Below are 12,327 nucleotides of genomic sequence, written 5' to 3'. Positions count from 1 at the left end.
TTTTCGAGCATATATTAATAACTTAATTCAATTCAAAGTATGAAAACAAAATTCATGTCAGTTTCGATGAGTTTACTCATCGCAGGTTTCACATTGTGCGCTTGTACAGAAGGTCTTGGTGGTGTAGGTGACAACCCAATTACTCCAGAGACTCCAACTACTCCTGATGAGCCAGAGACACCTGAGACACCAACAGAGATTAAGGGTATTCTTTCTGAGATTTCGGTTGAATCTGAGGGCAATAACGGCGTTCTTGCTTTCACTTATGGTGATGATGGTAAGGTTACAAAAGCTGCTTATAAAAGCGTAGATCCATTTACAGGTGATTCTTACGAAGGATTATCATGCACCTTTACCTATGAAACTGATAAAATAACCGTAAAGGCCAAAAGAGACGATAATGTAGAGACTAAGGTCTATACCCTTACCGATGGTGTTGTTACAAAATATGCAGATGATTATGGCTACGATGAGTTTACCTATAAGGATGGTAAACTGATTGGTTTCAAGGCCTGGGAGAAAAATGAAGAGTCAGGTGAAATGGAAACTGATGAATTATTTGATTTTTCTTGGAATGAATATGTTATTGCAAGTTACGAAAGATATGAACTGAATGACCAAGAAGAAAAAGAAGATGTAAATAATTACACCGTAACCTATGGTACAGTTAAGGCTGGCGTTCTTGCTAATATCTTCTTCTATGGTGGTGGAGTTTTTGAGCTTCCTTTCTATGTAGAGGATTTGGCTGAATCAGCTCCTATCTTCGACAAACTTGGCGCAATGCCTGAGTATCTGCCTGAGAAGTTGGTTAGAACTTGGAAAGAAGAAGGAAATGATGTCACAAGAACCATTACTGCAAAATACACCTTGGATAGCAACAACCTTGTTACTAAGGTCGTTGTCAAGGTTGTTGAAGGCGAAAATACCGAAGAAACAACTTACAACCTTAAGTGGAAGTAATCCTATCACAATTTATATAAATCAAAAAAGCCGCAACCTTGAAAGTTGCGGCTTTATTATTTAGAATGTATCGCTTATGCGAATGGATTCTCTGTTGGGTAGAAGTTACCCTTAGGGAAGTTGTAGTCAATCTCCTCAACGGGGATGCCCATGTACTTGAGAACCTCCCACAGGTACTTACCTGCGTGATCGAACATCACAGCGCAGTGGTGTGGGTAGTGCTTCTCGATGAGCACGTGACGATAGAAGCGGCTCATGTTCTTAACACCGAAGATACCGATAGAACCGAATGAGCGTGTAGCTACAGGAATAACCTCACCCTGAGCGATGTAAGCACGGAGCTTGGTGTCGGCTGTGCTCTGCAGACGATAGATAGTAGCTTTGCCTGGCTTGATGTCGCCCTCGAGAGTACCGTTTGTTACCTCTACAGGCAAAGCGCGTGCCATGATGCGCTGGAAGCACATGCTGCAGTTGCAAACCTTAGAAGAAGCGGTGTTACCACAGTGGAAGCCCATGAAGATCTCCTTGTCTGTGTACTCGTCGCACAGGAACTTCTTGCCCTTGATGCTCTCTTCGTACATATCGTTAGGAACGGTGTTGTTGATATCGAGCAGCGTAACGGCATCCTCTGTGATGCAAGTACCGATGAACTCAGACAGTGTTCCGTAGATATCAACCTCGCAGCTAACGGGGATACCGCGGCTGGTGAGACGGCTGTTTACATAGCAAGGAACGAAACCAAACATGGTCTGGAATGCAGGCCAGCACTTGGTGGTGAGTGATACGAACTGGCGGCAGCCCTTGTGAGCCTCGATCCAGTCGGTCAGAGTGAGCTCATACTGAGCGAGCTTAGGCAGAACAGAAGGAATCTTGTTGCCAGCACCCAGCTCATTAGCCATATCCTTCACTACATCGTCGATACGTGGATCGCCCTGGTGTTTCTGGAACGACTCGAGCAGATCGAGCTCTGAGTTCTCCTCGATTTCAACGTCGAGATCATACAGGGCACGGATAGGAGCGTTACAAGCCAGGAAGTTGTTTGGACGAGGACCGAAGCTGATAATCTTCAGGTTCTGCAGACCAACGATAGCGCGAGCGATGGGCAGGAACTCGTGGATGAGCTCAGCGCAGTGGTCAGCATCACCAACTGGCTCCTCTGGGATATAAGCACGAGTCTTACGCAGAGACAGAGCGTGGCTGGCATTCAGCATACCACAGTAAGCATCACCACGACCATCAATCAGGTCGTTCTGAGTTTCCTCGGCAGCAGCACAGAACATAGCTGGGCCATTGAAATACTTAGCCAGCATGGTCTCAGAAATCTCAGGACCGAAGTTACCAAGATATACACAGAGTGCATTACATCCTGCCTTATTGATATCCTCGAGGGCCTGCTGCATGTGGATTTCGCTCTCAACAATGCAGATAGGGCACTCGTAGATGCCATCCTTACCGAATTTCTTCTCATACGCAGCGATAACGGCCTTACGGCGGTTAACAGCTAATGACTCAGGAAAACAGTCGCGAGATACAGCGACGATTCCAACTTTAATTTTAGGTACGTTGTTCATATTAAAATGAGTTTGTTAATAAAGTAATGATTTTCGTTTCAAGCCACAAAGTTATAACTTAATCCCGAAATCACAAAGATTTTTAGAAAAAATAACAGCCGATGATACATTTATAATATAAGGATGATACATTTAAAATATATTTTTGTTATCTTTGCAAACGCAATGGAACAGTTAAGAGACAAATACAAAAGTTTTAAGGCTTGGCAGATAAAGCCTCATGAGGTGGTGAAGCTATCGGCCGAGAAGCATGTTTGTGCCACTTGCGGCACAGAGTTTCATGGCAACTACTGCCCCAGATGCGGACAGAAAGCTGCCATCGGTCGCTACTCGTTCAAGTCGGCTTTTCTGCTGTTTCTGGATGTGTGGGGATTAGGCAACCGAGGTATGTTCCGCACCATTCGCGACTTGCTGTTGCGACCAGGTTACATGATTCGCGACTATCTGAGTGGCATGCAGATGGCGTATTTTCCACCTTTTAAAATGTTCTTCCTTGCTATAGCATTATCTGTACTGGTTAGTTCTGGTTTTAACATCAGAATGATGAATACCTTAGAAAAAACCTCGACCTCGAAACAGCTTAAAAAAGGATTTGATCATTCATTAAATATTGACAAAGAAGACAATATAGACAAAAAATCCTTGAGTGAAGTCGCTATCGATGACACCTTAAATATAACCGGAAAATCCATTCCTGTTAAAAAGAACGAAAATAGCGACATACTAAAACTGAATGGGAAAGAATATAGTTTAAAATTTTTTGATAATATTAAGAAGATATACAACTGGGTTTTGGACAACGACACACTATTACAATTCCTATTATTATTGGTACTTTCTGGCCCGATGTACTTTTTCTTTAGAAAAAACAAAAAATTTCCTGATGTACGCTATTCAGAGTTCTTTGTATCGATGGTTTACATTACAAATATGATGACAATTATCGATATTATAGGAGGATTTTTCCTACCAGGTAATAGTTCTGTAGCTATATTGGCCTCTGCATTGAGCATCATACCACTTAAGCAGTTATACGGATATAGTTATTCTAAAACACTGTTCAAGGTGTGTGCATCTTTTGCAACTCTAATCATAGCGGCTGCTTTACTTATAGCAATAGTTTCGGTTTTAGGTTGGTTATACCTTGAATATATACTTTAAGTATATAATTTTTAGGGTTTTCTCTTGGTATTCTGCTGAAATTGCACTATCTTTGCACCCGCATTAATAATGTACGGAAACAAAATAATATAAAGATACAATGGATTACAATTTCAGAGACATCGAACAGAAATGGCAGAAGCGATGGGTTGAGAATGGAACCTATCGTGTGGTGGAAGACAAGAACAAGAAGAAATTCTATGTACTGAACATGTTCCCCTACCCATCAGGAGCAGGTTTGCACGTAGGTCACCCACTTGGCTATATCGCCAGTGATATCTATGCCCGCTACAAGCGTCAGCAGGGATATAACGTACTGAACCCCATGGGTTACGATGCTTACGGACTGCCCGCCGAGCAGTATGCTATCCAGACTGGTCAGCACCCTGAGAAGACCACTTTCGAGAATATTAACCGTTACCGCTCGCAGCTGGATAAAATAGGTTTCAGTTTCGACTGGGAGCGCGAGGTTCGTACTTGTGATCCTATCTACTATAAGTGGACCCAGTGGGCTTTCCAGCGCATGTTCAAGAGTTACTTCAGCACTTCATCGCACAAGGCCCAGCCAACCATCAAGCTGATTGAGCACTTTGAGCTGATGGGTACCGAGAACTGTAATGCCCTTGGTACAGAGGAGCTGCACTTTACTGCTGCCGAGTGGAACGCCTTCTCAGAGAAGAAAAAGCAGGAGGTACTGATGAACTACCGTATAGCCTATCTGGCCGAGACAATGGTTAACTGGTGCCCTGCACTTGGTACCGTACTTGCCAACGACGAGGTTATTAACGGTGTATCAGAGCGTGGTGGTTATCCTGTAGAGCAGAAGAAGATGCGTCAGTGGTGTCTGCGTGTATCGGCTTACGCACAGCGACTTCTTGACGGACTTGATACTATCGACTGGACCGACTCGCTGAAGGAAACCCAGCGTAACTGGATTGGACGTTCTGAGGGTACTGAGGTTGAGTTTAACGTTGCCGACAGCGATAAGCACTTTACCATCTTTACCACTCGTGCCGATACAATGTTTGGTGTAACCTTCATGGTGCTGGCTCCTGAATCAGATCTCGTAACCGAGCTGACAACTGCCGACCAGAAGGCTGCAGTAAATGAGTATCTGGCTTATGTAAAGAAGCGCACAGAGCGTGAGCGCCAGATGGACCACAAGGTAACAGGTGTGTTCTCGGGTAGCTACGCCATCAATCCATTTACCGACGAAAAGATCCCCATCTGGATTTCAGAATATGTACTGGCTGGTTATGGTACAGGTGCCATTATGGCTGTACCTGCGCACGACAGTCGCGACTACGCCTTTGCCAAGCATTTCAACCTGCCCATCATTCCACTGATTGAAGGTGCTGACGTAAGCGAGGAGAGTTACGATGCCAAGGAGGGTATTGTTTGCAACTCGTCATCAGCTAAGTTCAGCTTGAATGGCTTGACTGTTAAGGAGGCCATCGCTGCCACCAAGAAATATGTTACCGAGCAGGGCTTGGGTCGTGTAAAGGTTAACTACCGTTTGCGCGATGCCATCTTCTCACGTCAGCGCTACTGGGGTGAGCCATTCCCCGTTTACTATAAGGACGACATGCCTTACATGATTCCCAAGGAATGTCTGCCTCTCGAGTTGCCTGAGATTGATGAGTACAAGCCAACCGAGACTGGTGAGCCACCATTGGGACGTGCTAAGATGTGGGCTTGGGATACTAAGACCGACAAGGTGGTATCAAAGGACGAGATCGACAACAAGACCGTATTCCCACTCGAGCTGAACACCATGCCTGGTTTCGCAGGTTCATCAGCCTACTATCTGCGCTATATGGACCCCAAGAACGAGCAGGCGCTTGTTAGCAAGGATGCCGATGAGTACTGGCGTAACGTAGATCTGTACGTAGGTGGTACCGAGCACGCTACAGGTCACCTGATTTACTCACGTTTCTGGAACAAGTTCCTCTTCGATTCAGGTTACAGCTGCGAGGACGAGCCATTCAAGAAGCTGGTTAACCAGGGTATGATTCAGGGTCGTTCTAACTTCGTATATCGTATTGAGGACGAGGGTGCCGATAAGGGTAAGTTTGTAAGCTTGAACCTAAGAGGCAACTATAAGGAAACCACTCCTATCCACGTAGATGTAAACATCGTATCGGCTGATATTCTGGACATTGAGGCCTTTAAGGCTTGGCGACCAGATTATAACAATGCTGAGTTCATCCTCGAAGATGGCAAATACATCTGTGGTTGGGCTATCGAGAAGATGTCGAAGTCGATGTTCAATGTGGTTAATCCCGATATGATTGTAGAGAAGTATGGTGCCGACACCCTGCGTCTTTACGAAATGTTCCTGGGTCCTGTTGAGCAGAGTAAACCTTGGGATACCAACGGTATCGATGGCTGTCACCGCTTCCTGAAGAAGTTCTGGAACCTCTTCCAGAATGGATTCGACGAGGGCGCTGCTACGCCCGAGAACCTGAAGAGCGTACACAAACTTATCAAGAAAGTATCTACCGATATCGAGACATTCAGCTATAACACATCTATCTCGGCCTTCATGATTTGCGTGAACGAGCTGGGCCAGCAGAAGTGTAAGAACAAGGAGATGCTGAAGACACTTGTTATACTGATTGCTCCATTTGCACCCCATATGGCCGAAGAGCTTTGGGAGATGCTGGGTGAGCAGGGTAGTGTATGCGACTCACAGTGGCCAAAGTGGGAAGAGAAATATCTGGTTGAGAGCGAGGCCAAGCTTGGTGTTGCTTTTAACGGTAAGACTCGCTTTGATATGACATTCCCTGCTGATGCCGACAATAAGACCATCGAGGAGGCTGTACTGGCCGATGAGCGTGCCAAGAAGTATATCGAAGGTTTCCAGATAGCAAAGGTTATCATCGTCCCTAAGCGTATGGTGAACATTGTTTTAAAGAAATAATGACAATCGATCATAAGATTATTTGGAACGAGGTCAAGGACTATATGTTTATAGCCCTTGGCCTTTTTCTCTATACAATCGCCTTCACAGTATTCCTGATGCCCTATCAGATTGTGGCAGGAGGTGTCACTGGTTTATCAGCTATTATTTACTACGCTACAGGCTTTCATCTGGAAAACACCTATATCATCATCAACGGTCTGCTACTGATAGTGGCCCTGAAGATACTGGGGTATAAGTTCCTGATGAAGACTATCTTTGCCATTTTTACGCTTTACTTCATGCTGCGATTTGCGCAAGACATCATCCCAAAGCAGGATAATGGCTTGCCATTCAAGCTCATGGGTGAAGGACAGGATTTTATGTCGATGATCATCGGCTGTGTTATCACAGGTATCGCCCTGGCTACCGTATTCCTGCATAATGGCTCTACTGGTGGCACGGATATCATCGCAGCATCAGTCAACAAGTATCACAACGTGTCTTTGGGCTCTGTACTGATAGCAGCCGACTTCTGTATTATCGGTTCTTGTATGTTCTTCCCACAGTTCGGCACCTATCTGGAGCGTGCTCATAAGGTGATGTTCGGTTTCTGTGTGATGGCCATGGAGAACTACGTACTCGACTATGTCATGAATGCCCGCAGGCAGTCGGTACAGTTCTTTATATTCTCACGCAAATGGCAAGAGATAGCCAACGCTATCGGCACCCAGATGAATCATGGTGTGACTATTCTTGATGGTCATGGATGGTACACTGGTAAACAGATGAAAGTGCTCTGCATCCTGGCCAAGAAGAACGAGAGTGTAAACATGTTCCGACTCATCAAGATGATAGACCCTAACGCCTTTGTATCACAGTCGAGCGTTATCGGTGTATATGGTGAGGGATTCGATGAGATGAAAGTAAAAATCAAGAATATCGAAGAAAAGAAAAAGATGAAAATAGTATTTGCCACCAATAATCTGAATAAACTCAGCGAGGTTAGAAAGATTCTTGGCAACAAGTTCGAAGTACTGTCGCTTGGCGAGATAGGCTGTCACGACGACATCCCTGAAAAAGGTCAGACACTGAAGGATAATGCCCTGATAAAAGCCCAATGGGTTTACGATAAGTATCATGTTAACTGCTTTGCCGACGATACAGGCTTAGAGGTAGATGCACTTGGAGGTGCACCTGGTGTTTACAGCGCCAGATATGCCGGCGGTGTAGGACACGACTCTGAGGCTAACATGAAAAAGCTGCTCTCCGAACTCGAGAACAACGATAATCGCAAAGCCCGATTCCGCACCGTTATCGCCCTCATCATTGATGGAAAGGTAACCACCTTTGATGGTATTGTAAACGGTGTTATCACCGAAGGCAAACGAGGTGGCGAAGGTTTTGGATACGATCCTATCTTTATGCCCGAAGGTTATAACAAAACATTTGCCGAGCTGGGTACGGGTATTAAGAATAACATCAGTCATCGCGCCAAAGCCGTGCAGAAACTGGCCGATTATCTATTAAAAAGGTAGTGTATGAAGAGGTTGCTTGCCATCGTATTTACAGTATGCTATTGCTACTTGGCAACAGCGCAAATAGGTACATGGCGCAACTATCTGGCCTACCATGATGTTCAGCAGATATGCAAGGCTAACAACGAGCTGTTTGTGCTGGCATCGAACGATCTTTACCAGTATAATATTGATGATGCGAGTATCACTACCTACGATAAAGTAAACGGGTTAAGTGATACCCGCATCACTCATATAGCCTGGAACCAAAAAGCCAAGCGATTGATAGCCGTTTACGAAAACTCGAATATCGACTTGATAGAACCCGATGGCGACATTATTAATATATCGGCCCTCTATACCAAATCGATAACCGAGGATAAAACAGTTACAGCCATCTCTATCGATGATGTGTATGCTTATCTCACCACCAGCTTTGCTATCATTAAAGTAAATATGCTGAAGGCTGAGATATCGGATACTTATACCAAAAATCATCCCGATTATCCGCACAATCTGCAACCTTATCAGGATGATTACGATAAGTATATCGCTACCGTATCAACCCTGATCCCAGGAGGACCAGCTTATAACCGCTTCTACCAGTCGAAATTCATCAATGGCCGACTCTATACCACAGGTGGTTATTTCCTGCCTGCAATGCCCGATAATGAACTTCCTGGCACAATTCAGGTGTATGATGGTAACAACTGGACGCTGTATCAGGAGCAGATAAACGAGATTACAGGTTATGCTTATGTGGATATCTGCTGTATTGATGCCGATCCTAATGACCCGGAACATGTATTTGCGGGAGGCAGATGCGGACTCTACGAATTTAAGAACGGCAAGCTTATTAACTATTATAATAAGGAGAATAGTCCGTTGATGGCAGCCTTAGACAGGGATAAGCAGCTTGATAACGATTACCTATTAATATTAGGTATAAAGTTCGATGCTAAAGGTCATCTATGGGTGCTTAACAGCTTGGCTAAAGGGGTAAGCTTACTGGAGCTAACATCCGATTATCAATGGATAAGTCATCACCACCAAGAGCTTACCGACGAGAAAGGAATTACAGTACCAGGATTATCGAATATGATGTTTGATAGTCGTGGTTTACTTTGGTTTACTAATAACAACTGGGAGAATCCATCGGTATTCTGTTACGATACCGATCAGGACGTGATACTTAAATACGATCAGATATTAAACCAGGACGATACAAAATATACCATCTATCATATCAACTGTATTACAGAAGATAAAGAAGGTAATATGTGGATAGGTACCGATGTGGGCCCATTTATGATTCAGAAATCAGAGATAGGACAATCTCAGGTTACCTTCTATCAGGTTAAAGTGCCACGTAACGACGGTACGAATTTTGCTGACTATTTGTTGAACGGCATAGCCATTAGCAGTATAGCTGTAGATGGTGGAAATCGTAAATGGTTTGGTACCGAAAGCGCTGGCGTTTTTCTTATTTCGTCAGATAATTTGATACAGGAGCATAACTTTAATATAGATAATTCAAAGCTGCTGTATAACAACATCTCATCTATCGCTATCAACCACCAATCTGGTGAAGTATTCTTCTTATCGGATAACGGCTTATGTTCGTACCAGAGTAATGCAGTAGAACCAAACGAGCAGATGACTAAAGATAACGTGATAGCTTATCCTAATCCAGTTACACCCGATTTTACAGGCTTGGTTACTATCACAGGTTTAAGCTACGATGCTGATGTGAAGATTACAACAGCTACAGGCGCCATTGTAGCCGAAGGACGTAGTAATGGCGGTATGTTTAACTGGGACTGCTGTAACAAGCAAGGAAAACGCGTAGCAAGCGGTGTTTATATGGTGATAACAGCTACATCGGATGGTAAGAAAGGTACCGTTTGTAAAATAGCCGTTATCAACTAAAAAAAATACTGGAGTTAATTAACTCAACTCCAGCATTCTATTAATTGGTTTAACAGCTTCTTTAGCTATCTCAGGATCCACTTCAATCTGCGGACTCATACTCTTTAAACAGTTATAAACCTTTTCGAGTGTATTCAGTTTCATGTAATTACACTCATTACAACTGCATTCTAAGCCACTCTCGCTTATTTCTGGAGGCACAGGGATAAATTCCTTATCAGGACAAGTACGTTGCATCTCGTGCAGAATACCAGCCTCTGTAGCCACAATAAACTGCTTTTTATCGCTCTGCTGGGCATAGTTAAGCATCGTAGCAGTACTTCCCTTTACTTCGGCTACAGCCAATACAGGTGCCTTGCACTCCAAGTGTGCCATCACTACTGCATCGGGATACTGCTTCTTAAGCTCCAGAATCTTAGAAACCGAGAAACGCTCGTGCACATGGCAACCACCATTCCAAAGCAACATATTTCTACCTGTTACCTCGTTGATATAGTTTCCAAGATTATAATCTGGTCCAAATATCAGTTTGGCATCCTTTGGTAACTGATCAACTACCTTCTTGGCATTTCCACTGGTCACCACCACATCAGTCAGCGCCTTAACAGCTGCTGTGGTATTTACATAACTGATAACCTGATAACCAGGATGCTCATCCTTAAACTTCTTCAGGTCTTCGGCCTTACAACTGTCGGCCAGCGAACAGCCAGCTGCCAGATCAGGACAAAGCACAATCTTATCAGGCGATAGCAGCTTACAGGTTTCGGCCATAAAGTGCACACCACACATTACCATCACTTTCGCATCAGTCTCGGCAGCCTTACGCGCCAAAGCCAACGAGTCACCTACAAAATCGGCGATATCCTGAATATCACCAATCGTATAATAGTGAGCCAGGATGATGGCATCCTTCTCCTCACACATCTTACGAATCTCAGCTTTCAGCTCCTTTGTTGTCAACACCATATTATTTTTATATTTCTTTTTTTATTTATTTCTTAAAAATAGAATAAGTAGTATGATATGCCGTGAATATCTTGATAACTTTTTAGCGTTTTTATTGTATAATTGACTATTAACTACAAAAAATCACTTATTAACCATTACTGTTAATTCTTTCTGTCTGATAATGAACCACTAAGCATACTTATCCACAATTTCCAATTTCGGTGCAAAATTAATAAGTTTATTATTTATTTCGGCATAAAAGTGTGGAAAACTTGCGAAAATATACGTAATAAACCTGTGGATATCCCCAAATGTAAGAGTGTAGGGTATAATTAACAAGTTATTAACATAGTTATCCACACACTTATCAACAGGTTTTTCCACAATTATTTGGTAGTTTGTTTTCTATGTAGTAACTTTGCAGGCAGAATGAAGAAGTTACGTACAATAGAAATGGATCGTCTGACTGTCGACGAGTTTAAGCAGGCAGACAAGTTGCCACTCATTGTGGTATTAGATGATGTGCGATCGATGCATAATGTGGGTAGTGTTTTCCGTACGGGTGATGCTTTCCGTATCGAGGCCGTTTATCTTTGTGGTATTACCAGCACACCTCCCATGGCCGAGATTCATAAAACAGCTCTTGGTGCCGAAGATAGTGTAACATGGAAATACTTCGATACAGCACTTCAAGCTGTCGAGACATTGAAGGCTGATGGCTATGAGGTCTATTCAGTTGAACAGGCTCATGGCTCAACCATGCTTCAGAACTTCACACCTATTAATAATAAGAAGTATGCTGTGGTTTTAGGCAACGAGGTAAAAGGTGTGCATCAGGAAGTAATCGATGCTTCGGATGGTTGTTTAGAGATACCTCAGTTTGGTACCAAACACTCTATGAATGTATCAGTAACAGGTGGCATCATCATCTGGCATTTTGCAAAAAATATCATTCTTTAGTAAAAAAGTTGTTGCTTTGATGTCACATTTCTGAACTTTCTGCGTATTAATGATAAAAGCAACAAAGAAAAAGAATGACAACTGACGAGTTTAAACAACAAGCAGAAGGGCTTAGGCTTCAACTAATCAGTGTGGCTCAGAAATATCTGGGCACTACTGATGAGGCTGAGGACATCGTACAGGATACGATGGTGAAGCTCTGGCTGATGCGCGAACAACTGAAATCGCCTATTTCAGCTTTTGCCTGTATGGTTACTCGCAACCTATGTATCGATTGTCTGCGCAGAAAGCATCCCACAGTAGATATCACTCAATTATCTTACGAAGATGATCTGAGCGATGATGGCGAGCAGATAGAACAGATGCTACGCGTTATCGA

At 43.5% G+C, this 12,327-nt stretch carries 9 protein-coding genes; 7 read left to right on the top strand and 2 right to left on the bottom strand.

The window, feature by feature from the left end; genetic code table 11:
• Positions 1–39: 39 nt before the first annotated feature.
• A complete protein-coding gene (locus T499_RS0108125) occupies positions 40–960 on the top strand; it encodes a hypothetical protein (RefSeq protein ID WP_033150583.1) in 921 nt (306 codons plus the stop codon).
• Positions 961–1,034: 74 nt separating this feature from the next.
• On the opposite strand, the gene T499_RS0108120 is transcribed toward T499_RS0108125, so the two are convergent.
• Positions 1,035–2,531 (bottom strand): L-fucose/L-arabinose isomerase family protein, encoded by a 1,497-nt coding sequence (locus T499_RS0108120; protein ID WP_033150582.1) that lies wholly within the window; start codon positions 2,529–2,531, stop codon positions 1,035–1,037.
• A 165-nt stretch (positions 2,532–2,696) separates the two neighbouring features.
• Between T499_RS0108120 and T499_RS0108115 the strand changes: the two genes are divergently transcribed.
• The 4 genes from T499_RS0108115 to T499_RS0108100 all read left to right on the top strand — a co-directional run bounded on the left by T499_RS0108115 (position 2,697) and on the right by T499_RS0108100 (position 10,040).
• Positions 2,697–3,692 (top strand): DUF3667 domain-containing protein, encoded by a 996-nt coding sequence (locus T499_RS0108115; protein WP_033150581.1) that lies wholly within the window; start codon positions 2,697–2,699, stop codon positions 3,690–3,692.
• A 100-nt stretch (positions 3,693–3,792) separates the two neighbouring features.
• Positions 3,793–6,615, top strand: coding sequence for a leucine--tRNA ligase (gene leuS, locus T499_RS0108110; protein WP_033150580.1), 2,823 nt, complete (start codon positions 3,793–3,795; stop codon positions 6,613–6,615).
• On the top strand, positions 6,615–8,132 hold the full coding sequence (locus T499_RS15055) for a non-canonical purine NTP diphosphatase (protein WP_073044448.1): 1,518 nt from the start codon (positions 6,615–6,617) through the stop codon (positions 8,130–8,132). The genes leuS and T499_RS15055 overlap by 1 nt, the downstream gene beginning before the upstream one ends.
• Before the next feature lie 3 nt (positions 8,133–8,135).
• Entirely contained in the window at positions 8,136–10,040 is a 1,905-nt protein-coding gene (locus T499_RS0108100; RefSeq protein ID WP_033150579.1) for a type IX secretion system anionic LPS delivery protein PorZ, read from the top strand.
• An 18-nt stretch (positions 10,041–10,058) separates the two neighbouring features.
• Here T499_RS0108100 and nadA read toward each other — a convergent pair whose 3' ends face one another.
• Positions 10,059–11,006: a quinolinate synthase NadA gene (gene nadA, locus T499_RS0108095; protein ID WP_033150578.1), complete on the bottom strand. Its 948-nt coding sequence runs from the start codon at positions 11,004–11,006 to the stop codon at positions 10,059–10,061.
• 411 nt (positions 11,007–11,417) lie between these two features.
• Here nadA and T499_RS0108090 point away from each other — a divergent pair, with 411 nt between their 5' ends.
• Positions 11,418–11,948, top strand: a complete 531-nt coding sequence (locus tag T499_RS0108090) for an RNA methyltransferase (protein ID WP_033150577.1) — start codon at positions 11,418–11,420, stop codon at positions 11,946–11,948.
• A gap of 74 nt (positions 11,949–12,022) precedes the next feature.
• Positions 12,023–12,327 (top strand): RNA polymerase sigma factor (locus T499_RS0108085; protein ID WP_033150576.1); only part of this gene is annotated, 305 nt, incomplete at its 3' end.

Origin of the sequence: Prevotella sp. RM4, assembly GCF_000701965.1 — a bacterium.
GTDB classification, from domain to species: Bacteria; Bacteroidota; Bacteroidia; order Bacteroidales; family Bacteroidaceae; genus Prevotella; species Prevotella ruminicola.
This window is presented reverse-complemented; position numbering and strand designations above follow the sequence as displayed.

Coding starts and splice junctions, on each gene's coding strand:
- T499_RS0108125 (WP_033150583.1), top strand. CDS start 40: ATGAAAACAAAATTCATGTCAGTTTCGATGAGTTTACTCATCGCAGGT.
- T499_RS0108120 (WP_033150582.1), bottom strand. CDS start 2,531: ATGAACAACGTACCTAAAATTAAAGTTGGAATCGTCGCTGTATCTCGC.
- T499_RS0108115 (WP_033150581.1), top strand. CDS start 2,697: ATGGAACAGTTAAGAGACAAATACAAAAGTTTTAAGGCTTGGCAGATA.
- leuS (WP_033150580.1), top strand. CDS start 3,793: ATGGATTACAATTTCAGAGACATCGAACAGAAATGGCAGAAGCGATGG.
- T499_RS15055 (WP_073044448.1), top strand. CDS start 6,615: ATGACAATCGATCATAAGATTATTTGGAACGAGGTCAAGGACTATATG.
- T499_RS0108100 (WP_033150579.1), top strand. CDS start 8,136: ATGAAGAGGTTGCTTGCCATCGTATTTACAGTATGCTATTGCTACTTG.
- nadA (WP_033150578.1), bottom strand. CDS start 11,006: ATGGTGTTGACAACAAAGGAGCTGAAAGCTGAGATTCGTAAGATGTGT.
- T499_RS0108090 (WP_033150577.1), top strand. CDS start 11,418: ATGAAGAAGTTACGTACAATAGAAATGGATCGTCTGACTGTCGACGAG.